Annotated in this window: 21 protein-coding genes, 7 tRNA genes and 3 rRNA genes; all 31 read right to left on the bottom strand. The window is 48.0% G+C overall.

Features of this window, described 5'->3' with window-relative positions:
- Window positions 1-39 precede the first annotated feature (39 nt).
- On the bottom strand, window positions 40-675 hold the full coding sequence (locus tag DHX103_RS08610) for an anti-sigma factor (RefSeq protein WP_422121882.1): 636 nt from the start codon (window positions 673-675) through the stop codon (window positions 40-42).
- Between the two features lie 12 nt (window positions 676-687).
- Window positions 688-1,251: an RNA polymerase sigma factor SigW gene (gene sigW / locus DHX103_RS08605; RefSeq protein WP_422121881.1), complete on the bottom strand. Its 564-nt coding sequence runs from the start codon at window positions 1,249-1,251 to the stop codon at window positions 688-690.
- Window positions 1,252-1,451: 200 nt separating this feature from the next.
- Window positions 1,452-2,360 carry an arginase gene (rocF, locus tag DHX103_RS08600; protein ID WP_422121880.1) on the bottom strand — a complete coding sequence of 303 codons (909 nt, stop codon included), beginning with the start codon at window positions 2,358-2,360 and terminating at the stop codon, window positions 1,452-1,454.
- A gap of 70 nt (window positions 2,361-2,430) precedes the next feature.
- Entirely contained in the window at window positions 2,431-2,994 is a 564-nt protein-coding gene (locus DHX103_RS08595; protein ID WP_422121879.1) for a GNAT family N-acetyltransferase, read from the bottom strand.
- Between the two features lie 349 nt (window positions 2,995-3,343).
- A tRNA-Ala gene (locus tag DHX103_RS08590) sits at window positions 3,344-3,416 on the bottom strand.
- Window positions 3,417-3,445: 29 nt separating this feature from the next.
- Window positions 3,446-3,518, bottom strand: a tRNA-Lys gene (locus DHX103_RS08585).
- Between the two features lie 8 nt (window positions 3,519-3,526).
- A tRNA-Gln gene (locus DHX103_RS08580) sits at window positions 3,527-3,601 on the bottom strand.
- 15 nt (window positions 3,602-3,616) lie between these two features.
- Window positions 3,617-3,700 (bottom strand) — tRNA-Tyr (locus tag DHX103_RS08575).
- Between the two features lie 21 nt (window positions 3,701-3,721).
- Window positions 3,722-3,797, bottom strand: a tRNA-Val gene (locus DHX103_RS08570).
- A 4-nt stretch (window positions 3,798-3,801) separates the two neighbouring features.
- Window positions 3,802-3,876, bottom strand: a tRNA-Glu gene (locus DHX103_RS08565).
- A 49-nt stretch (window positions 3,877-3,925) separates the two neighbouring features.
- A tRNA-Thr gene (locus tag DHX103_RS08560) sits at window positions 3,926-3,998 on the bottom strand.
- Between the two features lie 40 nt (window positions 3,999-4,038).
- Window positions 4,039-4,154, bottom strand: a 5S ribosomal RNA gene (gene rrf / locus DHX103_RS08555).
- 90 nt (window positions 4,155-4,244) lie between these two features.
- A 23S ribosomal RNA gene (locus tag DHX103_RS08550) occupies window positions 4,245-7,178 on the bottom strand.
- A gap of 213 nt (window positions 7,179-7,391) precedes the next feature.
- Window positions 7,392-8,940: ribosomal RNA gene (locus DHX103_RS08545) — 16S ribosomal RNA — on the bottom strand.
- The 16S, 23S and 5S rRNA genes sit together here with 7 tRNA genes alongside, the layout of an rRNA operon.
- A gap of 377 nt (window positions 8,941-9,317) precedes the next feature.
- Window positions 9,318-10,004 carry a KinB-signaling pathway activation protein gene (locus DHX103_RS08540; protein ID WP_422121878.1) on the bottom strand — a complete coding sequence of 229 codons (687 nt, stop codon included), beginning with the start codon at window positions 10,002-10,004 and terminating at the stop codon, window positions 9,318-9,320.
- Window positions 10,005-10,172: 168 nt separating this feature from the next.
- Entirely contained in the window at window positions 10,173-11,240 is a 1,068-nt protein-coding gene (locus DHX103_RS08535; RefSeq protein ID WP_422121877.1) for an Mrp/NBP35 family ATP-binding protein, read from the bottom strand.
- A gap of 191 nt (window positions 11,241-11,431) precedes the next feature.
- The gene (gene rpsI, locus DHX103_RS08530) at window positions 11,432-11,824 is read right to left on the bottom strand and encodes a 30S ribosomal protein S9 (protein ID WP_144841117.1); all 393 of its coding nucleotides are present in this window, start codon (window positions 11,822-11,824) and stop codon (window positions 11,432-11,434) included.
- A 29-nt stretch (window positions 11,825-11,853) separates the two neighbouring features.
- Window positions 11,854-12,291: a 50S ribosomal protein L13 gene (gene rplM, locus DHX103_RS08525; RefSeq protein ID WP_422121876.1), complete on the bottom strand. Its 438-nt coding sequence runs from the start codon at window positions 12,289-12,291 to the stop codon at window positions 11,854-11,856.
- A 194-nt stretch (window positions 12,292-12,485) separates the two neighbouring features.
- Entirely contained in the window at window positions 12,486-13,229 is a 744-nt protein-coding gene (gene truA / locus DHX103_RS08520; protein WP_422121875.1) for a tRNA pseudouridine(38-40) synthase TruA, read from the bottom strand.
- Window positions 13,230-13,240: 11 nt separating this feature from the next.
- A complete protein-coding gene (locus DHX103_RS08515) occupies window positions 13,241-14,038 on the bottom strand; it encodes an energy-coupling factor transporter transmembrane component T family protein (protein WP_422121874.1) in 798 nt (265 codons plus the stop codon).
- Entirely contained in the window at window positions 14,035-14,907 is an 873-nt protein-coding gene (locus DHX103_RS08510; RefSeq protein WP_422121873.1) for an energy-coupling factor ABC transporter ATP-binding protein, read from the bottom strand. Before DHX103_RS08510 ends, DHX103_RS08515 begins: the two co-directional genes overlap by 4 nt.
- Window positions 14,883-15,731, bottom strand: a complete 849-nt coding sequence (locus DHX103_RS08505; protein WP_422121872.1) for an energy-coupling factor ABC transporter ATP-binding protein — start codon at window positions 15,729-15,731, stop codon at window positions 14,883-14,885. The genes DHX103_RS08510 and DHX103_RS08505 overlap by 25 nt, the downstream gene beginning before the upstream one ends.
- 314 nt (window positions 15,732-16,045) lie before the next feature.
- Window positions 16,046-16,420 (bottom strand): 50S ribosomal protein L17, encoded by a 375-nt coding sequence (gene rplQ, locus DHX103_RS08500; RefSeq protein ID WP_121636507.1) that lies wholly within the window; start codon window positions 16,418-16,420, stop codon window positions 16,046-16,048.
- A gap of 45 nt (window positions 16,421-16,465) precedes the next feature.
- Window positions 16,466-17,410, bottom strand: a complete 945-nt coding sequence (locus DHX103_RS08495; RefSeq protein ID WP_422121871.1) for a DNA-directed RNA polymerase subunit alpha — start codon at window positions 17,408-17,410, stop codon at window positions 16,466-16,468.
- 128 nt (window positions 17,411-17,538) lie between these two features.
- Window positions 17,539-17,928, bottom strand: a complete 390-nt coding sequence (rpsK, locus tag DHX103_RS08490) for a 30S ribosomal protein S11 (RefSeq protein ID WP_008497448.1) — start codon at window positions 17,926-17,928, stop codon at window positions 17,539-17,541.
- Between the two features lie 25 nt (window positions 17,929-17,953).
- The gene (rpsM, locus tag DHX103_RS08485; protein ID WP_144841125.1) at window positions 17,954-18,319 is read right to left on the bottom strand and encodes a 30S ribosomal protein S13; all 366 of its coding nucleotides are present in this window, start codon (window positions 18,317-18,319) and stop codon (window positions 17,954-17,956) included.
- Between the two features lie 24 nt (window positions 18,320-18,343).
- Complete coding sequence (gene rpmJ / locus DHX103_RS08480) at window positions 18,344-18,457, bottom strand: 50S ribosomal protein L36 (protein WP_006828951.1); 114 nt, start codon at window positions 18,455-18,457, stop codon at window positions 18,344-18,346.
- Window positions 18,458-18,494: 37 nt separating this feature from the next.
- Window positions 18,495-18,713 (bottom strand): translation initiation factor IF-1, encoded by a 219-nt coding sequence (gene infA, locus DHX103_RS08475; protein WP_050613653.1) that lies wholly within the window; start codon window positions 18,711-18,713, stop codon window positions 18,495-18,497.
- A 416-nt stretch (window positions 18,714-19,129) separates the two neighbouring features.
- On the bottom strand, window positions 19,130-19,783 hold the full coding sequence (locus DHX103_RS08470) for an adenylate kinase (protein ID WP_422121870.1): 654 nt from the start codon (window positions 19,781-19,783) through the stop codon (window positions 19,130-19,132).
- 60 nt (window positions 19,784-19,843) lie between these two features.
- On the bottom strand, window positions 19,844-21,139 hold the full coding sequence (secY, locus tag DHX103_RS08465; protein WP_422121869.1) for a preprotein translocase subunit SecY: 1,296 nt from the start codon (window positions 21,137-21,139) through the stop codon (window positions 19,844-19,846).
- A complete protein-coding gene (gene rplO, locus DHX103_RS08460) occupies window positions 21,139-21,579 on the bottom strand; it encodes a 50S ribosomal protein L15 (RefSeq protein WP_422121868.1) in 441 nt (146 codons plus the stop codon). Before rplO ends, secY begins: the two co-directional genes overlap by 1 nt.
- Window positions 21,580-21,588 lie beyond the last annotated feature (9 nt).

Raw genomic sequence — 21,588 nt, 5'->3', positions numbered from 1 at the left:
TGCCGGCCACACAAAAAACCTGCCCCAGGGGGACAGGTTTTACTCTTGGATCATTGCGCCTTCATTGCTGAAAATGGATCCAGCATCTTTAAAGGCATTTTTAATGGTATACCATAGCCACCCGAAAATCTGGTCAATTTCTTCAACTTCACCGGTTATTACTCCACCCGAAGCCATGTATTGACCATTCACCACGGTCACATCGCCATGAAGTTCGCCGTCGACACGGAGATTGCCGTTTCTCACTTTAATATCCCCGATCACCACTTCGCCTTCCGGAACGATTACCGTATTTCCTTCAACAATAACGTTCGGCTGTTTGGTAAATGAAAATTGCTGATCATTATTAAAATCCGAGAACAAAACAGTGCCCATCAGTACAAAAAAGATGGCCGCAGCAGTCAACAGTGGATGCTGCTTGAACCAGCGCTGTGCACCTGACCGCTGTTTCTGTTTCGGCAACTTCTGCATGGTGGCTTCCACAAAGCCTTTCGGTGCCTCTATATGGGATGCACTCTGAACGAATGCTACGGTCTTGGTCAATTCGTGATAAGTCTTCTGACAATCTTGGCAGGTCGCCAGATTTTCTTTCAACACCCGTTCTTTGGATGGTTCAAGATCACCGTCTAAATAATCGTTCATATACTGGACGATGTAATCCGGACACGTCTTCATCCTGCTCGCCTCCTACAAATTGCTTAATTGCTTCCGCAAAGCTTCTCGCCCGCGGTGTATACGTGTTTTCACAGTCCCGAGCGGCAAATCCAGAATTTCGCTGATCTCGGCCAACGGCAATTCTTCAATATACTTCAATACTATAGCTGCCCGGTATTTATCCGGCAAACGGCTGATTTCGTATTGCACCCGCTCCTGGACTTCCATCTTCACCAATTCGTCCTCGGGAAGCTGGTCGTCATTGGCAATGCTCGAGTACATATCCAAGCCTTCCGCCCCACGCACTTCCGCATCAAGATGATAATCCGGCTTTTTCTTTCTGATCCGGTCGATACATAAATTTGTAGCTATTCGGTATAGCCACGTGGAGAATTTCCTGTTTTGATCGAATGTATGAATATTGACATAAGCACGCATAAAAGCTTCCTGAGCGATATCTTCGGCTTCGTGCTTATTGCCAAGCATGCGGTAGCAAATTTGATACAGCCGGTGCTGGTACAATTCCACAATCTCTGCGAATGCGTTCTGGTCGCCTTTGATGACTTGTGCTATTCTCTTGTTCACTAACGCATCCATGATCTCATTTCCCTCCGCCTATGCGGCTATGTTTTATATACGACTGATCGACTGAAAGGTTTCATTTATTTTCTCTTTATCTATCGTATCAAATTTTACCCAAATAAATCCATCTAATTTTCATTCAAAAGACTAATCGTCCGTTTCATATCTCACAGAATTTTATTCAGACAAAATAAAAAAACAGGCTTTCGCCTGTTTTAAAGTAATTTTTCGCCGAGCAACGAACCGATAAGGGCCACTGCCACGTCTGCTGTGCGATTCTTCTCATCCAAAATCGGGTTGACTTCGACAAATTCAGCGGATGTGATGATGCCCGCGTCATGCAGCATTTCCATCGCCAAATGGCTTTCCCGGTAGCTGATGCCGCCTGGGACCGGAGTGCCGACACCCGGTGTATACAAAGGATCGATGCCATCAAGGTCCAGTGACAAATGGACACCGTCCGTTTTGCGTTCTTCTTTCAAGTAGCGGATTGAATCTTCAATGACAAAGTCCATTCCCATCTTGTCGATTTCATGCATGCTGTAAACTTTGATGCCGCGTTCGCGGATCAATTCGCGTTCGCCCGGGTCGACAGAACGAGCACCGATGATTACAATGTTTTCAGGTTTCACTTTCGGTGCAAATCCGCGGATCTGCGTCAATTTCTCATGGCCATGGCCGAAGCTTGCTGCAAGTGGCATGCCGTGGATATTACCTGACGGTGAAGTATCGCTCGTATTCATATCCGCATGCGCATCGTACCAGATGACACCCAAATTTTCGTGATTTGGTGAAATGCCGGCAAGCGTACCGATTGCGATACTGTGATCCCCGCCAAGCACCAATGGGAAGTTCCCTGTTTCAGTCACTGCATGTACTTTTTCACCCAGTTTTTCCATTGCTTCCGTGATGACCATCATATTCCGCAGATTCGTATCCGTATCGACTTTTCCGTCCGCATGGCCGACTTGGATATCCCCTTCATCCTTGACGGTGTGCCCAAGATTTTCAATACGATCCACTACACCCGCATAACGGATGGCGCTTGGCCCCATATCAACCCCGCGACGAGTTTGTCCGTGGTCCATCGGCACACCAATAATTGATACATTTAATTTATTCATGTTTTTATACCCCCTTGTGAAGTTAAACCTATTGTAACCGCTAACAACTACATGGCTCAACCGTACAAGATTACGTATTTTTATTCATTCTTTCTTTCAACAATTCTTTCACCCGCGGCCATTCCCGGTCAATAATTGAGTAGACTGCCGCATCCCTCGCCTTGCCGGTCGAACGAATGCGTTCATTGCGCAGAATCCCTTCCTTCACTGCCCCTATGGCTTCGAGCGCTTTTTGCGAACGGATATTTTCTGTATCTGTCTTGAATTGCACCCGAATCATTTCGCGCTCTTCAAAACAATAAGCAAGCAGCGCGTATTTCACACGGCTGTTCAAACCGCTGCCATGCATTTCTTCCGCATAAAACGTGGAGCCGATTTCACAGCTTTTATTCTTTTCATCGATTCCGTAAATCCGCGTCGTCCCAACTACTCTGCCAGTATCCGGTTGTTCAACTGCGAACAGTAGCACATTCGACTCGTTCAGCCCCGCTTCCAGCCAAGCCGAAAATTGCTCGAATGTCACCACTTTCGTCAGCATATGTTCGAAAATCTCAGGTGTATACAAAGCCCATAATGCTTCAAAATCCTCTCGCTTCAATAAACGCAGACGCACTCCCGGTTGTTCAATAATCATTCTATTTCCTCCTATCTAAAATAAACGGCTTGAATCCTTTCCAAAAACTCTTTTTCAAGCTCACCCATATCTTTGCAGAGAAAATAAGTCGCCACCGTAGGCAGTGGAAACAGCTCAAACGAATGGAGGCTTTCAACACTCTCTTCCAATAAAATGCCGCCTGAACTTTCTACACTGACCTTCAGTGTAGCACGGATCGTCGGATGGACAGCGCACATCCTCGAATAGCAAGAATACAACGTCCTATTCCGTCCGCCATTAGAATAAGTCAGAAATTAAAAAAATCCCGTATCCAATTGAATGGATACGGGATTTTTACACATGGATAGTACAAATACACATGGAACAATGGAGCCTAGGGGGCTCGAACCCCTGACCTCGTCACTGCCAGCGACGCGCTCTCCCAGCTGAGCTAAGGCCCCGCGCTGAACAGGCGCAAGGAAATTAAAGATGAGCCATGAAGGATTCGAACCTTCGACCCTCTGATTAAAAGTCAGATGCTCTACCAACTGAGCTAATGGCTCATAAAAAATGGCTGGGGTACCTGGATTCGAACCAGGGCATGACGGGATCAAAACCCGTTGCCTTACCGCTTGGCTATACCCCAATGCTAAATTAAAACTGGTGGTGGGGGGCAGATTCGAACTGCCGAACCCGAAGGAGCGGATTTACAGTCCGCCGCGTTTAGCCACTTCGCTACCCCACCGATATGAAATTCTAAAATACATGGTGGAGGATGACGGGATCGAACCGCCGACCCTCTGCTTGTAAGGCAGATGCTCTCCCAGCTGAGCTAATCCTCCGAAATGGTGACCCCTACGGGATTCGAACCCGTGTTACCGCCGTGAAAGGGCGGTGTCTTAACCGCTTGACCAAGGGGCCTTGATAAAAACATGCAATCCATAAACAGAAACTTCATTTTAAAAATAAAAGCTCCCAACCGGATTCGAACCGGTGACCTCTTCCTTACCATGGAAGCACTCTACCTACTGAGCTATGGAAGCAAGGCAAAAGAATCTCGGAACAAAAATAAAACATAGAATAGCCCAGCGACGTCCTACTCTCACAGGGGGAAACCCCCAACTACCATCGGCGCAAAAGAGCTTAACTGCCGTGTTCGGGATGGGAACGGGTGTGGCCTCTTTGCCATCGTCACTGGACTACTTTTTTTGAGTGCTTGCGCCCTCAAAACTGGATACAACAGACATTGAAACAGCGTGCGAAACAATTGCGTTCCTGAAAGTGGTGTTTTGGTTAAGTCCTCGATCGATTAGTATTCGTCAGCTGCACGTGTCGCCACGCTTCCACCTCGAACCTATCTACCTCATCGTCTTTGAGGGATCTTACTTGCTTGCGCAATGGGAAATCTCATCTTGAGGGGGGCTTCGTGCTTAGATGCTTTCAGCACTTATCCCGGCCACACATAGCTACCCAGCGATGCCCCTGGCGGAACAACTGGTACACCAGCGGTGTGTCCATCCCGGTCCTCTCGTACTAAGGACAGCTCCTCTCAAATTTCCTGCGCCCGCGACGGATAGGGACCGAACTGTCTCACGACGTTCTGAACCCAGCTCGCGTACCGCTTTAATGGGCGAACAGCCCAACCCTTGGGACCGACTACAGCCCCAGGATGCGATGAGCCGACATCGAGGTGCCAAACCTCCCCGTCGATGTGGACTCTTGGGGGAGATAAGCCTGTTATCCCCGGGGTAGCTTTTATCCGTTGAGCGATGGCCCTTCCATGCGGAACCACCGGATCACTAAGCCCGTCTTTCGACCCTGCTCGACCTGTACGTCTCGCAGTCAAGCTCCCTTCTGCCTTTACACTCTGCGAATGATTTCCAACCATTCTGAGGGAACCTTTGGGCGCCTCCGTTACTCTTTAGGAGGCGACCGCCCCAGTCAAACTGCCCGCCTGACACTGTCTCCCACCCCGATCAGGGGTGCGGGTTAAAGTTCAATACAACCAGGGTAGTATCCCACCGACGCCTCCACCGAAGCTGGCGCTCCGGGTTCATTGGCTCCTACCTATCCTGTACAAGTTGCACCAAAATTCAATATCAGGCTACAGTAAAGCTCCACGGGGTCTTTCCGTCCTGTCGCGGGTAACCTGCATCTTCACAGGTACTATAATTTCACCGAGTCTCTCGTTGAGACAGTGCCCAGATCGTTACGCCTTTCGTGCGGGTCGGAACTTACCCGACAAGGAATTTCGCTACCTTAGGACCGTTATAGTTACGGCCGCCGTTTACTGGGGCTTCGGTTCGCACCTTCGCTTGCGCTACGCACTCCCTTAACCTTCCAGCACCGGGCAGGCGTCAGCCCCTATACGTCACCTTACGGTTTTGCAGAGACCTGTGTTTTTGCTAAACAGTCGCCTGGGCCTATTCACTGCGGCTCTCTCGGGCTGTAACACCCTACCAGAGCACCCCTTCTCCCGAAGTTACGGGGTCATTTTGCCGAGTTCCTTAACGAGAGTTCACTCGCTCACCTTAGAATTCTCTTCTCGCCTACCTGTGTCGGTTTGCGGTACGGGCACCTCCCGCCTCGCTAGAGGCTTTTCTTGGCAGTGTGAAATCAGGGACTCCAGGGCGCAATGCCCCTTGCCATCACAGCTCAACGTATCAGGAATGGGATTTGCCTCATTCCACGCCTCACTGCTTGGACGCGCACAACCAACGGCGCGCTCACCTTATCCTTCTGCGTCCCCCATTGCTCAAACGGCGGGGAGGTGGTACAGGAATATCAACCTGTTGTCCATCGTCTACGCCTATCGGCCTCGACTTAGGTCCCGACTGACCCTGAGCGGACGAGCCTTCCTCAGGAAACCTTGGGCATTCGGTGGACGGGATTCTCACCCGTCTTTCGTTACTCATACCGGCATTCTCACTTCTAAGCGCTCCACGAATCCTTCCGGTTCCGCTTCGACGCCCTTAGAACGCTCTCCTACCACGGATCTCTTGCGAGATCCATCCACAGCTTCGGTAATCCGTTTAGCCCCGGTACATTTTCGGCGCAGTGTCACTCGACCAGTGAGCTATTACGCACTCTTTAAATGATGGCTGCTTCTAAGCCAACATCCTGGTTGTCTAAGCAACGCCACATCCTTTTCCACTTAACGGATATTTGGGGACCTTAGCTGGTGGTCTGGGCTGTTTCCCTCTTGACTACGGATCTTATCACTCGCAGTCTGACTCCCAATCATAAATCACTGGCATTCGGAGTTTGTCTGAATTCGGTAACCCGGGATGGGCCCCTAGTCCAAACAGTGCTCTACCTCCAGGATTCTAAAAGATTGAGGCTAGCCCTAAAGCTATTTCGGAGAGAACCAGCTATCTCCAGGTTCGATTGGAATTTCTCCGCTACCCACACCTCATCCCCGCACTTTTCAACGTGCGTGGGTTCGGGCCTCCAGTAAGTGTTACCTTACCTTCACCCTGGACATGGGTAGATCACCTGGTTTCGGGTCTACAACTGCATACTCTGTCGCCCTGTTCAGACTCGCTTTCGCTGCGGCTCCGGCTTCTCACCTTAACCTTGCATGCAATCGTAACTCGCCGGTTCATTCTACAAAAGGCACGCCATCACCCATTAACGGGCTCTGACTACTTGTAGGCACACGGTTTCAGGATCTATTTCACTCCCCTTCCGGGGTGCTTTTCACCTTTCCCTCACGGTACTGGTTCACTATCGGTCACTAGGGAGTATTTAGCCTTGGGAGATGGTCCTCCCGGATTCCGACGGAATTTCACGTGTTCCGCCGTACTCAGGATCCACTCTGGAGGGAACACACTTTCGGCTACGGGGCTGTTACCCGGTATCGCGGACCGTTCCAGGTCGCTTCGCCTAACGCGTTCTTTTGTAACTCCGTATAGAGTGTCCTACAACCCCAAGAGGCAAGCCTCTTGGTTTGGGCTGTTCCCGTTTCGCTCGCCGCTACTCAGGGAATCGCATTTGCTTTCTCTTCCTCCAGGTACTTAGATGTTTCAGTTCCCTGGGTGTGCCTTCGCATGTGTTATGAATTCACACATGGATACTGCCCCATTACAGGCAGCGGGTTTCCCCATTCGGAAATCTCCGGATCAAAGCTCACTTACAGCTCCCCGGAGCATATCGGTGTTAGTGCCGTCCTTCTTCGGCTCCTAGTGCCAAGGCATCCACCGTGCGCCCTTCCTAACTTAACCAAGTTGGTTCTGTTAAAAAGTTGATCACCGATTGGTGATCGTGTCACTTCATGAATCGCTTGTTTCGTTTTGTTTCAATGTCGTTTTATCCAGTTTTCAAAGAACAAGTGTTGAAAGTCACGCCACCAGGCATCGCCTGCAGGTGAACCTTCAAAACTGAACGCAAAACGTCAACGCCAAACCCGCAGGTCTGGCTTCCGATAATATCCTTAGAAAGGAGGTGATCCAGCCGCACCTTCCGATACGGCTACCTTGTTACGACTTCACCCCAATCATCCGTCCCACCTTCGGCGGCTGGCTCCACGAATGGTTACCTCACCGACTTCGGGTGTTACAAACTCTCGTGGTGTGACGGGCGGTGTGTACAAGGCCCGGGAACGTATTCACCGTGGCATGCTGATCCACGATTACTAGCGATTCCGGCTTCATGCAGGCGAGTTGCAGCCTGCAATCCGAACTGAGAACGGTTTTCTGGGATTGGCTCCCCCTCGCGGGTTGGCTACCCTTTGTACCGTCCATTGTAGCACGTGTGTAGCCCAGGTCATAAGGGGCATGATGATTTGACGTCATCCCCACCTTCCTCCGGTTTGTCACCGGCAGTCACCTTAGAGTGCCCAACTGAATGCTGGCAACTAAGATCAAGGGTTGCGCTCGTTGCGGGACTTAACCCAACATCTCACGACACGAGCTGACGACAACCATGCACCACCTGTCACCGCTGTCCCCGAAGGGAAAGCCTAGTCTCCTAGGCGGTCAGCGGGATGTCAAGACCTGGTAAGGTTCTTCGCGTTGCTTCGAATTAAACCACATGCTCCACCGCTTGTGCGGGCCCCGTCAATTCCTTTGAGTTTCAGCCTTGCGGCGTACTCCCCAGGCGGAGTGCTTAATGCGTTAGCTGCAGCACTAAGGGGCGGAAACCCCCTAACACTTAGCACTCATCGTTTACGGCGTGGACTACCAGGGTATCTAATCCTGTTTGCTCCCCACGCTTTCGCGCCTCAGCGTCAGTTACAGACCAGAAAGTCGCCTTCGCCACTGGTGTTCCTCCACATCTCTACGCATTTCACCGCTACACATGGAATTCCACTTTCCTCTTCTGCACTCAAGTCCCCCAGTTTCCAATGACCCTCCACGGTTGAGCCGTGGGCTTTCACATCAGACTTAAGGGACCGCCTGCGCGCGCTTTACGCCCAATAATTCCGGACAACGCTTGCCACCTACGTATTACCGCGGCTGCTGGCACGTAGTTAGCCGTGGCTTTCTGGTGAGGTACCGTCAAGGTACCAGTAGTTAGTTGGTACTTGTTCTTCCCTCACAACAGAGTTTTACGATCCGAAAACCTTCGTCACTCACGCGGCATTGCTCCGTCAGACTTGCGTCCATTGCGGAAGATTCCCTACTGCTGCCTCCCGTAGGAGTCTGGGCCGTGTCTCAGTCCCAGTGTGGCCGATCACCCTCTCAGGTCGGCTACGCATCGTCGCCTTGGTGGGCCATTACCCCACCAACTAGCTAATGCGCCGCGGGCCCATCCTGCAGTGACAGCCGAAACCGTCTTTCCGTGCAGCCTCAGGAGAGGCCGCAAACTATTCGGTATTAGCACCGGTTTCCCGGAGTTATCCCGATCTGCAGGGCAGGTTGCCCACGTGTTACTCACCCGTCCGCCGCTGAACCAAGGGAGCAAGCTCCCAAGGTTCCGCTCGACTTGCATGTATTAGGCATGCCGCCAGCGTTCGTCCTGAGCCAGGATCAAACTCTCCATTATAGAGTAGTTGATTGCTCAAATACTTGCTGGCGCATCGCGGTCTAAAAGACGCACGATTCGCTTTGATCTGCGTGATGCTGATCAGTAAGGTTGCGCGGGCCGTTTTGCGCGACCGTTGCTGTTTGTTGACGTTTTGCTGTTCAGTTTTCAAGGTTCATGTTTGCCGTCTTGTTGCTCGGCGACTTTTATTATATTAAAGCATCTTCTAACCACTGTCAACAGATTTAAGAAAGTTTATTTTAAAATCGTTTTTTCCTTCTGTAATTTATCTTCCGCTCGTCTGTCAGCCAAATTGAAATCCCGAAAAAATTCTCGCTTGTTTCAAAAGAAATGCCAAATAAAAAAACGCCTGCTGAAGTAGCAGGCGTTTCAAAATCTTATGATTTCCCCGCAGCAGGCTTAGCATTTTCTTTCCGGGCCGCACGGCGCTCTTCCAGTTTCTGACGGTCTACATCAGACTTGGCATTGTATTTTGGCAACACCAAAAGTTGGTATGCATTAACGGCCAGGAATGGGAACAACAGCAAGGTAACCCAGCTGTCGGCATTTCCTGCCTGGACCATCAACGCCGGAAGCCATTCCAGAGTGGTGACTGCAATCATAAAGAACAAAGCAGAGATGAAAGTGGATTTCGTGGTCCACTTCGCTTTGAAATAAGCTGTCACTACCGCTGTCACAATCAGAATTGCCAAGAGTCCTGCGTATAGCCAGCCTTGAGCAGCGGTATCGGCATTCGGCATAAAGCGGAAGACAATCAAATCAAAAATTACTACGGCGATGATCAACAACTGCACCCAATTCCACAGGGTTAACGTGCGGAACATATTGATTCCGAACTGATGAATTGTCAAATACGCGAAAAAACCCATTTGCGCAATCAGGCTCATTGTCATCCCGACTACAACCAACCAGATAAAGCCGGCAATGAATTCACCCCATGCTCCGTTTTCGAATGGCGCTGCGAAAACATCGTTCCATCGTATGAACAATCCGAGGACCCCGGTAATCGCTCCACCTATCAGCATTGCATTTATAAAGAATTTTACCCAATTTCGTATTGTCACATTAATGCCTCCGTTATTTGAAGTTCTTTAAAGATTGTACCAATCGCAAAGCCAAAAATCCATAAACGAAACCTCCGAGATGTGAACAAACCTTGAAGTCACAGGAGCTGTTCGAAGTTTCGGCATAAATAAAAACCCGAAAACCAGTAAAAGGTTTCCGGGTTGAGATTATTGACGTTTTGCTGCAAATTGCTTCAAGATGGTCTCCGCAATCTCTCCATAGAGCTTGCCAGTTGGATGGTCTTCAAGATAAACAGACGGTGCAAAGTCCGCTTCATTCCAATCCGGCTGACCTAAAGGAATCTGTCCAAGTAACGGCACTTGCAGCTCTTCCGCAAGTTTCGGGCCTCCGCCTTGTCCGAATAGATACTCTCTCTTGCCGCTTTCTTTGCTTTCAAACCAGGACATATTCTCGATTACACCAAGAACCTCGTGGTCTGTCTGCAAAGCCATCGCTCCTGCACGCGCTGCAACAAATGCTGCTGTCGGGTGTGGGGTCGTAACAACAATCTCTTTGGAAGCCGGTAGCATCTGGTGAATATCAAGCGCGACATCCCCAGTTCCCGGTGGCAAGTCCAATAGAAGATAGTCCAGATCGCCCCACTCCACATCGCGGAAGAATTGATCCAGTACTTTACCCAGCATCGGCCCGCGCCATACGACTGGCATGTTCTCTTCAACGAAGAAGCCCATCGAAATGACTTTGACACCAAATCGTTCAACTGGAATAATCGTATCTCCACGCACAACAGGTGTTTTTTCAATTCCCATCATATCAGGAACACTGAAACCATAAATATCTGCATCGATTAATCCGACTTTCTTGCCAAGTCGCGCCAACGCGATTGCAAGGTTGACGGAAACAGTGGATTTACCGACTCCACCTTTACCGCTGGCAATTGAAATGAATTCAACTTTGTTCATCGGAGACAGGAGGTCCTGTGCTTCGGATTCATTCGCCGTGCCGCGGAATTTAGCCATTGCTTCTGGAGCCAACTCTTCAAAACGGATTCCAACAGAGTCGACGCCCGCGCCTTTCAGAATTTCAACCACTTTCATCTGCAATTGCATTTGTTCTGGTGTATTCACTTTGGCAATCGCCAATTTCACGCTGACATGGTTTTTTTCTTCTTTAATTTTCACCGATGTAATACCATCTGTTTCTGTCAGCGATCTATGTAAAAACGGATCTTGTACTTCTCCGAGTAATTCGCGAACTTGTACTTCAGTCAACATATATATACACTCCTCATCACTTTTGCTCACCGTACAGTATAACATAGCGTAATTTATTTTAAATCAATTCTGTCTTTTATAGTAGAAAAGCGACAGTGCCCGTTAAGGCATAAGGCGTAGCAGCAACCCTACTCAAAATTCACACAAAAATAAAACCCCTATTCTCCAAAGAGAAAGGGGTTTTACTGATATTAACGTTTTGAGAACTGTGGTGCACGACGAGCTGAACGCAAACCTGGTTTCTTACGTTCTTTCATGCGTGGGTCACGAGTTAACAAGCCAGCAGTTTTAAGTGCTGGACGGAAAGCAGGGTCTACAGTTAGTAGAGCGCGTGCAATTCCGTGGCGTACTGCTCCAGCTTGACCTGTGAAGCCTCCGCCTCTTACGTTTACAAGTACATCATAGCTTCCAAGAGTTTCAGTAGCCACTAGTGGTTGTTTGATGATTTGCTCAAGAGTTTCGTATGGAACGTAATCCGATACGTCACGGTTGTTTATTGTAATTGTGCCGTCTCCTGGTACTAAACGGACACGTGCTGTTGAATTTTTACGGCGACCTGTACCTAAATATTGAACTTGTGCCAAAGGTGTATCCTCCTCTAATTTACTAATTATTAGCCGCGAAGTTGGTAAACTTCCGGTTGTTGTGCTTGGTGGTTATGTTCCGGTCCTGCATATACGTGAAGTTTCTTGAAAGTCTGGCGTCCAAGAGAGTTTTTAGGAAGCATCCCTTTAACAGCCAATTCAAGCATTTTTTGCGGGTATTTCGTGCGCATTTCAAGTGCAGTACGCTGTTTCAAACCGCCAGTGAATTGTGTGTGGCGATAGTAGATTTTGTCCGTAAGCTTTTTCCCTGTAAGGTGGATCTTGTCAGCGTTGATGATGATCACGTGATCACCAGTGTCAACGTTTGGTGTGAATGTTGGTTTGTATTTCCCGCGTAAGATTGAAGCGACTTCAGAAGCTAAACGTCCAAGAGTTTGCCCTTCTGCATCGACAACCAACCATTTACGCTCTACTTCGTGACCTTTAGCCATGAATGTTGTACGCATGTATATTGTCCTCCTAATAAATCGTCTTGTTTTAAATTAAAAATACAGTGTTCCGCTGTTCCGTTTTTTCGTTATCCCTAGCACAAATAACCTTCCGGGGCATATCGTGGGGGTAATGAAAATACCATACATCATGTTATAACGCCAGCGCCAAAAAGTCAAGCGTTTTTCTAAAAACACCTGGATTGGTTGCTTCAGTTTTCATACTCGACGTTTTCTAGATATAAACCATGCGCTGCCGCGGTCTTTCCGGCCGCTCCCCGGTCCTCAGATCGGATAATCTTCGCCACTGCCTCCGGTGCCAGCTTGCCGATGCCCACTTCAAATAATGTGCCCGCAATAATGCGCACCATATTATAGAGGAAACCGGATCCTTCGATGACCATATGCAATTCTTCCCCGTGTTCTTCAAAATCCAAGCGCCGGATGGTCCGTACTTTATCGACCACCCCTGTATTCGCAGCGCAGAAACAGGTGAAATCGTGGGTGCCCAGAATCGCCTTTGCCGCTTTACGCATCAATGCAACATCCGGACGCTGTTTGATATGAACCATATAATTCCGTGTGAACGGACTGATGATTGGGCTGCGGTCCCATTTATAACGGTATGTTTTGCCGCTTGTATGGTAGCGCGCGTGGAATCCTGGTTCGGCTTCTCGGATGCCGAGTACCCGAATATCTTCCGGCAGCAGCACATTCAACGCCCTCAGCCACCCTTCGACCGGAATGTTGAAATCCGTATCAAAATGAATCACCTGGCCCGTGGCATGAACTTTCGCATCAGTGCGTCCGCTCGCCACCACTTGGACATCACGTCCTTTGTGGATGTTCTTCAGCACCTTCAGCAATTCAATTTGGACGGTACGCGTTTCCGGCTGGATCTGATAGCCTGCAAACCCGGAACCGTCATATGCGATGACCGCTTTCATTCGTTTCATAATTTCTCTCCTTACGTCCGGAAATACCAAAGAATCGCCGTCAGGCCTGCGAGCATCACCAAACTGAGGGTGTCCGCCACCCGCCAGCTCAGCTGACGGTAACGCGTTCTGCCCTCTCCCCCGCGGTAGCCTCTGACTTCCATGGCAGTCGCCAGATCTTCGGCGCGTTTAAAGGCACTGACAAATAACGGAATTAAGAGCGGAACGACCGCTTTAACCCGTTCCTTCATCGGACCCGACCCAATATCAGACCCCCGGGCCATTTGCGCTTTCAGGATTTTGCCGGTTTCATCCATCAAAGTCGGGATAAAACGCAGCGAAATCGACATCATCAGCGCGAGCTCATGCACAGGCAGTTTAATTTTCTTAAATGGTCCCAGCAGGATTTCGATGCCGTCCGTTATGGAAATCGGCGAAGTCGTCAGCGTCAGGACGCTGGTGATGAATACCAGCACCAAGAATCGGATGGAGATGAAAATCCCCTGCCGCAGCCCTTCCTCGTAAATTTCGATAAACCCGAAACTGAAGATTACATCCCCTTCCCTGGTAAAGAAGAGGTGCAGGAAAAAAGTAAATAATAGGAGGATAAAGACCGGTTTCAAGCCATTTATCAAAAAATACAACCGTATTTTCGACAGAAATACGACCAATAATGTAAAGCCGAGCAAAATCGCATATCCGATTGCGTTATTGGCGACAAACACAATCCCGATAAAAAGGAAGACAAACAGAATCTTCGCCCGCGGATCCATCCGGTGTATGAGGGAATCGCCCGGAATAAACCGGCCGAAAATCATTTTTTCCATCATCGGGATCCACGTCCTTCCGCCAACGCTGAGGCAATATTCTGCGCCAGCGCCTCTTCAGTCAATGAAACCCCTTCAAGCTTTAACCCCGTTCGCTCTTCAAAATTCCGCTGCATCCTTACACTGCGCGGCGCCTGCAGACTGTAATCGCCTAATTGTTCTTCATTTGAAAAGATCGCTCTCGGGTCTCCAGTAACTACACAATGGCCTTTATGCATAATGGCCACACGGTCGGCGTATTTCGCCGCATCTTCCATGCTGTGGGTCACGAGCACCGTCGTGAGATTTTTGCTCTTATGCAGCTCATGGAAAAGGTCCATGATTTCTCTGCGCCCTCTTGGATCCAGTCCAGCCGTCGGTTCATCAAGCACCAGAACTTCCGGTTCCATCGCCAGAACACCGGCTATTGCCACGCGGCGCATCTGGCCGCCCGATAAATCAAATGGCGATTTTTCCAACACCTCGTCAGGCAGCCCGAGCTGGACCACCAGCTCCCTCGCCCGCCGTTCAGCTTCCTCTTCAGGAACACCGAAATTCAGCGGACCAAACATAATATCCTTCAGCACCGTCTCATCAAAAAGCTGCTGTTCCGGAAACTGAAAGACAATGCCGACCCGGCGGCGGATATTCCGCAGGTCCTTTGCCTTTACACCGGCTTCTATCTTGCGTTCCCCGATCATGACCACGCCTTCTGTCGGCTTCAGGAGTGCATTCAAATGCTGCAGAACTGTCGACTTGCCCGAACCCGTGTGACCGATGATCGCTGTATAGGAGCCCGACGGAATATGAAGATTAACATCCGTTAACGCTCTTTTTTCAAACGGCGTATCTGCAGCATAACTATAGCCTACGCCCTCGAGTAAAATTTCCACAGTTCATCCACCAACTCATCTTCTGTCATATGTTCTTCCTGAAGTCCTACTCCCGCTTCCTGCAATAAATGCGTCATCCGCATTGCAAAAGGCAGGTCCAATCCCATTTCCGTCAATTCGCTGCCGCGCTGAAAAACCGCTTTCGGCGAGCCTTCCACGTGTTTTCTGCCTTGGTTCATGACGATGATGCGCTCAGCCAAAGCCGCTTCTTCCAAATCATGCGTAATGGAAACGACTGTAAGTCCAGTGGATTCCCTTAACCGGCGAATGGTTTCAATGACTTCTCGCCGTCCCTGCGGATCCAGCATCGACGTTGCTTCATCGAGAATCAGCAGTTTCGGCCGCATCGCAAGTGCACCAGCAATTGCCACCCGCTGTTTTTGCCCGCCCGATAAATGGTGGGGTTCATGATCTTTATAGTCTTCCATCTTGACCTGGCTCAGCGCCTCGTGCACCCGTTCCACCATTACTTTATGCGGAACACCGTTATTTTCCAAAGCGAAAGCGACATCATCCTGTACTGTCGCCCCGACGAATTGATTGTCCGGATTCTGAAAAACCATGCCCATTTGTGATCGGATGTCCCATAATGTTTCTTCGGCCATCTCTTTGCCCATGACCTTCACTGTTCCTTCTCCCGGAAACAGCAAGCCATTCATTAACTTCGCTATGGTCGATTTTCCCGAACCGTTATGGCCGACCAGGGCGATCCATTCTCCCTCTTGTATGGAAAAAGAGACCTCTGCTACCGCCGGTCGCACCGCTTCATCTTCTGCATTATATGTGAATGTCACGTTTTCAAATGACAAAATTTCCGAATTCATCTCAGCTGACCTCCTCTGACTCATCTCATCTCTACTCTACTCGGTAGAAGGAGCATATGTAAAATAAATAAAAAAAAGCGCGCACCTCATTCAGAGAAATGCGCTTTTCTGTCTCTATGGCTCCCCGGTTGCTTAAGCCAGGGTTGAATGAGGTGCGTAGAGCTAGACGAGACGCCGCCTGATAAAGGCTCGCTCATCATAACACTCAGCTTTTCATATTTGTCGTATAAATCATTATGCGAAAAGAAGAGGGCGTGAACCCTCTTCAGAAGAACCAATCCTGCCGAAGCAGACATTGATTCAGAAGATGAAAATTAAACTAATTCAATAATTACGATCGGTGCGCCATCTCCGCGACGAGGCCCCATTTTCATGATGCGCGTGTAACCGCCTTGACGTTCTGCGTAACGTGGTGCAACATCATCAAACAATTTTTGCAAAGCAAAGATTGTGTTTTCGTTGCCTTCTTCGTCAGCAGTAGTCACTAGTTCACGGCGGATGTATGCTGCAGCTTTACGGCGAGCATGAATATCCCCACGTTTACCAAGAGTGATCATTTTTTCAACAGTCGAACGCACTTCTTTCGCACGAGCTTCAGTCGTTTGAATGCGTTCGTGTACGATTAAGTCTGTTGTAAGATCACGTAATAGTGCCTTACGTTGAGAACTTGTACGTTGAAGCTTTCTCATTGAAGTTTCCCTCCTTTGTTAAATAGTTCGGATCCGATTTTGAACTCAGTCTTCTTTACGAAGGCCCAATCCCAAATCTTCCAACTTCACTTTGACTTCTTCAAGTGATTTGCGTCCAAGGTTGCGTACTTTCATCATGTCGTCTTCCGACTTGCTCGCCAGTTCGTGTACCGTGTTGATACCCGCACGTTTTAAGCAGTTGTAAGAACGGACTGAAAGATCCAGCTCTTCGATGGTCATCTCCAAGACTTTCTCTTTTTGGTCTTCTTCTTTTTCAACCATGATTTCAGCAGTTTGTACCTCATCCGTCAATCCTACGAAGATGTTCAAATGCTCAGTAAAGATTTTTGCTCCAAGCGCAATTGCCTCTTTTGGACCGATGCTGCCATCTGTCCAAACATCAAGTGAAAGTTTATCGAAATGCGCCAACTGGCCCACACGCGTATTTTCAACCTGGTAATTGACGCGAGAAACTGGAGTATAAATAGAATCAATCGGGATGACGCCAATTGGAAGATCTTCACGTTTGTTCTGATCTGCACGAGCGTATCCACGGCCTCTGTTGGCATACATGCGCATGCGCAAGTGGCCGCCTTTAGCGATTGTTGCGATATATAGATCCGGATTCAGAATTTCTACATCACTGTCGTGAGTAATATCTGCAGCCGTAACCGTCCCATCACCTTTTACATCAATTTCAATGACTTTTTCTTCGTCAGAGTAAATTTTCAGAGCCAGTTTCTTAATATTCAAGATGATTGATGCCACATCTTCTTCTACACCTTCAACAGTGGAGAATTCATGCAAAACACCATCAATTTGAATTGAAGTAACAGCAGCGCCTGGTAAAGATGAAAGTAAGATTCGACGTAAGGAGTTTCCTAAAGTGGTACCATATCCACGCTCAAGAGGTTCAATAACAAATTTGCCGAATTTGGCATTGCTATCGATCTCAACCGTTTCAATCTTTGGTTTTTCTATTTCGAGCATTCATTTTACCCTCCTTCACAACGTCGGTATTTTCGTTAAACCAAGAATTCGATAGTCACAGACTTTCGCAACGATTCAGAACACATTCAGTAAGTCGTGATGTTCAAAAACCCTATTCAAATTAACGATTATACGCGACGGCGTTTTGGCGGACGGCAACCGTTGTGAGGAACTGGAGTTACATCTTTGATAGCTGTAACTTCTAGTCCAGCAGCCTGAAGTGCACGGATAGCGGCTTCGCGACCTGAACCAGGACCTTTAACAGTAACTTCCAAAGTTTTAAGACCGTGTTCAATCGAAGTTTTAGCAGCGGCTTCAGCAGCCATTTGAGCAGCGAAAGGTGTAGATTTACGTGATCCTCTAAATCCTAATGCACCTGCGCTTGACCAAGATACTGCATTCCCCTGCATATCTGTAATCGTAACAATTGTGTTGTTAAATGTTGAGCGGATGTGAGCAATACCTGATTCGATATTCTTTTTCACACGACGCTTACGAGTTTGTTGTTTACGTGCCATGTTAAGAAGAAACCTCCTTTACTGATTATTTTTTCTTGTTCGCTACAGTTTTACGAGGACCTTTACGCGTACGCGCATTGTTCTTCGTATTTTGACCGCGTACAGGTAGTCCACGGCGATGGCGGATCCCTCGGAAGCTAGCAATTTCCATCAAGCGTTTGATGTTCATTGATACTTCACGGCGAAGGTCACCTTCAATTTTGTATTGATCCAATTGTTCACGGATATTGTTCAACTCATCTTCTGTAAGATCACGAACTCGTGTATCTTCAGAAATACCAGCAGAAGTAAGAACCTTCTGAGCAGTTGTTTTACCAACACCGAAAATGTAAGTTAATGAAATAACTACGCGTTTGTCGCGCGGAATGTCAACACCAGCAATACGTGCCATGTGTTCGATGCACCTCCTTCAATATTAGCCTTGTCTTTGTTTGTGTTTCGGATTTTCACAGATTACCATGACTTTTCCGTTTCTGCGAATAACTTTACATTTTTCGCAGATCGGTTTCACAGATGGTCTCACTTTCATCTAACCCAACCTCCTTAGTAGTCCGGAGTGCAAAAGATTATTTAAAACGGTATGTGATACGACCGCGTGTTAAATCGTAAGGAGAAAGTTCTACTGTCACTTTATCTCCCGGCAGAATGCGGATAAAATGCATGCGGATCTTGCCGGATACATGCGCAAGAATCGTATGGCCATTTTCCAATTCTACTTTAAACATCGCGTTAGGCAAAGTCTCAATGACTGTTCCTTCGATTTCAATTACATCGTCTTTCGCCATCGACCCAGTCTCCCTTCTGTATACAAGTCAGCCCTCATCTTCAAACAGTAAATGCTGATTGAATAATTGTTTTCTATTCATTCACCAGGATTGCATGAGTGACATATAAAAGACATCTTCCGAGTTCCGCTTCCTGCGACTAAGCAGGTTGGGATTATCCGGTCAAGCCCTACAGCCTCATGTATCCTCGAGCGCCCGGACTGTTTAGGATGAGTTCCAAACCCGTTACACAGATGCTTCCACGAAACCCATTATACTATTTCCAGTGCTGAATTGCACGGTTCAGACAAGGTCTGGAGCAAACGGCACCGGCTTTCATATAACCAGGCATCAAGCTTTTGCAGCTCTCGAAAATTCATATCTCCGGTGCTCCTTAAAGCCGCATGGAGGCAACTAACTGCGCCCGGCGCCGAGGATTATCCTCGGTCGCCCTTTAGAAGAGCATCAATGTCAGCAAATACTTTTTGAATGTCCTGCTGTCCATTTATATTTTCCAGCACACCTTTGCTTCCGTAGAAATCAAGAAGTGGCTGTGTTTGTTCCATATTAACTTCAAGACGGTTCTTGACGGTATCAGGCTTGTCATCTTCACGCTGATAGAGCTCCCCGCCATCTTTGTCGCATACGCCAGCAACTTGCGGCGGATTGAACACAGTATGGTAAGCAGTTCCACAAACTTTACAGATCCAGCGGCCAGTCAAACGCGCAATCAATTCGTCTTGTTCAACTTTGATGTTTACGACATGCTCGATTCTTTTGCCGAGATCGGCAAGAAGAGATTCTAGAGCTTCAGCTTGAGGGACTGTTCTCGGAAAGCCATCTAATAGAAAGCCATCTTCACAATCCGCTTTGCTAAGGCGCTCACGGACGATACCGATAGTCACTTCATCAGGCACCAAAGCACCTTGATCCATGAACGATTTTGCTTTCAAGCCCAGTTCCGTGCCGCCTTTGATGGCTGCGCGAAACATATCACCTGTAGAAATATGAGGGATGTCGTACTTCTCAACAATTTTGTCTGCTTGAGTGCCTTTACCAGCACCAGGCAGACCCATTAACACGATATTCATACGGAGTGCCCCCTCAGACAAGCGGATAAGGAACGTTCTCACGTTCCCACCACAGATCTCTTATTTCATAAAGCCTTTGTAATGACGTTTTACAAGCTGCGATTCCAATTGTTTCATTGTTTCAAGCGCTACCCCTACTACGATCAATAGGCTGGTACCACCGATTTGTGCTGATTGCGGCAAATTCGCCACATTAATGAAGAAAATCGGCAGAACAGAAATAACTGCAAGGAAAATAGCTCCGACAAATGTCAATCGGTAAAGCACACTTGTTAAATAATCCTGTGTATTTTTACCCGGCCGGATTCCCGGGATATATGCACCTTGTTTTTTCAGATTGTCCGACACGTTTTCAGGATTGACCTGAATGAAAGCGTAAAAATACGTGAAAGCAACAATCAATGCGATATAAATAATCATACCGACAGGTTGTGTGTAATCAAATGTATTTTGAACCGCTTCCGTAAACGCGTTGGCTCCAAAGAAAGTAACAACGGTTTGAGGCGTAATCATAAACGCTACTGCAAAGATTACCGGGATAACTCCGGCCGCGTTTACTTTTAAAGGTAAATGCGTTTGCTGCCCGCCAGTTGACTGGCCACGGCCAGCAACACGTTTAGCATATTGAATCGGTATTTTACGCAACGCTTGTTGAACGTAAATGACCAAAACAGTAATGGCAACAACCGCTAATGCAAGCAACGCCATGATGGCGATATTGATCGGAAGCTGATCTCCAGCTCCTTGAATCTGCTGTGCATAGAGTTGGTTAATCGCACCTGGTACTGCAGCGACAATCCCTGCGAAGATGATAATCGAAATACCGTTCCCCACACCATTTGCCGTAATCTGCTCACCAAGCCACAATAGAAACGCCGTACCACCTGTCAAGACGATTGCAATCACAATATAAGTTGAAATTGAATCATTTTGAATTAACATCCCGTTATTCATTTGGTTAAATCCGTAGGACATACCAATTGCCTGGATGAAGGCTAGTAAGATTGTGAAGTAACGAGTGAATTGAGCAAGTTTCCGTCTTCCGACTTCCCCTTGTTTCGCCCACTCAGCAAATTTCGGTACAACATCCATCTGCAATAATTGCACAATGATCGATGCTGTAATGTAAGGCATGATTCCCATTGCTAAAATCGAAAAGTTAGCAAGGGCGCCCCCACCGAATGTATTTAAGAATCCGATCAGACCCATCTGATCAGTAGCTTGCAAAACTGATGCATCGACATTTGGCACTGGAACAAAAGTTCCGATGCGGAAAATGACGAGCATCACTAATGTAAAGATGATTTTATTTCGAATATCAGTCACGCGCATAAAATTGGAGATTGTCTGAAACATTAAAGCACCTCTGCTTGTCCACCGGCAGCTTCTATCGCTTCTTTAGCTGATCCAGAGAATTTGTGAGCTTTAACAGTCAGTTTCTTGTTCAAGCTACCGTTGCCAAGGATTTTGATTCCGGATCTTTCGTTGCTGACAACACCTGTTTCAATAAGCAATGCAGGTGTAATTTCTGTGCCTTCATCGAAACGGTTCAATACATCCACGTTTACGACTGCATAGTCTTTACGGTTGATGTTTGTAAATCCACGTTTTGGCAAACGACGGAATAATGGGTTTTGGCCACCCTCAAATCCAGGACGAACTCCTCCGCCTGAACGAGCATTTTGACCTTTATGACCTTTACCTGCTGTTTTACCAGTACCTGAACCGATACCGCGTCCGACGCGCTTTCTTGAGCTGCGTGAACCTTCTGCTGGTTTTAATTCATGAAGTTTCATTTGGTTGGC

Source organism: Planococcus daihaiensis, assembly GCF_049262615.1.
GTDB lineage: Bacteria > Bacillota > Bacilli > Bacillales_A > Planococcaceae > Planococcus.
The sequence above is the reverse complement of the archived record's forward strand: the minus strand, read 5'-3'. Positions and strand labels throughout refer to the sequence as shown.

Excerpts from the sequence above, each read along its gene's own strand:
- DHX103_RS08505 (WP_422121872.1), bottom strand. The coding sequence starts at position 15,731 with ATGAATTCGGAAATTTTGTCATTTGAAAACGTGACATTCACATATAAT.
- rplO (WP_422121868.1), bottom strand. The coding sequence starts at position 21,579 with ATGAAACTTCATGAATTAAAACCAGCAGAAGGTTCACGCAGCTCAAGA.
- rpsM (WP_144841125.1), bottom strand. The coding sequence starts at position 18,319 with ATGGCACGTATTGCTGGTGTTGACATTCCGCGCGACAAACGCGTAGTT.
- DHX103_RS08470 (WP_422121870.1), bottom strand. The coding sequence starts at position 19,783 with ATGAATATCGTGTTAATGGGTCTGCCTGGTGCTGGTAAAGGCACTCAA.
- rpsK (WP_008497448.1), bottom strand. The coding sequence starts at position 17,928 with ATGGCACGTAAACAACAAACTCGTAAGCGTCGTGTGAAAAAGAATATC.
- DHX103_RS08495 (WP_422121871.1), bottom strand. The coding sequence starts at position 17,410 with ATGCTCGAAATAGAAAAACCAAAGATTGAAACGGTTGAGATCGATAGC.
- secY (WP_422121869.1), bottom strand. The coding sequence starts at position 21,139 with ATGTTTCAGACAATCTCCAATTTTATGCGCGTGACTGATATTCGAAAT.
- rplM (WP_422121876.1), bottom strand. The coding sequence starts at position 12,291 with ATGCGTACAACATTCATGGCTAAAGGTCACGAAGTAGAGCGTAAATGG.
- DHX103_RS08595 (WP_422121879.1), bottom strand. The coding sequence starts at position 2,994 with ATGATTATTGAACAACCGGGAGTGCGTCTGCGTTTATTGAAGCGAGAG.
- DHX103_RS08610 (WP_422121882.1), bottom strand. The coding sequence starts at position 675 with ATGAAGACGTGTCCGGATTACATCGTCCAGTATATGAACGATTATTTA.
- DHX103_RS08535 (WP_422121877.1), bottom strand. The coding sequence starts at position 11,240 with ATGTTGACTGAAGTACAAGTTCGCGAATTACTCGGAGAAGTACAAGAT.
- sigW (WP_422121881.1), bottom strand. The coding sequence starts at position 1,251 with ATGGATGCGTTAGTGAACAAGAGAATAGCACAAGTCATCAAAGGCGAC.
- rpmJ (WP_006828951.1), bottom strand. The coding sequence starts at position 18,457 with ATGAAAGTGAGACCATCTGTGAAACCGATCTGCGAAAAATGTAAAGTT.
- rplQ (WP_121636507.1), bottom strand. The coding sequence starts at position 16,420 with ATGAGAAAGCTTCAACGTACAAGTTCTCAACGTAAGGCACTATTACGT.
- rocF (WP_422121880.1), bottom strand. The coding sequence starts at position 2,360 with ATGAATAAATTAAATGTATCAATTATTGGTGTGCCGATGGACCACGGA.
- truA (WP_422121875.1), bottom strand. The coding sequence starts at position 13,229 with ATGAAACGAATGAAAGCGGTCATCGCATATGACGGTTCCGGGTTTGCA.
- infA (WP_050613653.1), bottom strand. The coding sequence starts at position 18,713 with ATGGCGAAAGACGATGTAATTGAAATCGAAGGAACAGTCATTGAGACT.
- DHX103_RS08515 (WP_422121874.1), bottom strand. The coding sequence starts at position 14,038 with ATGATGGAAAAAATGATTTTCGGCCGGTTTATTCCGGGCGATTCCCTC.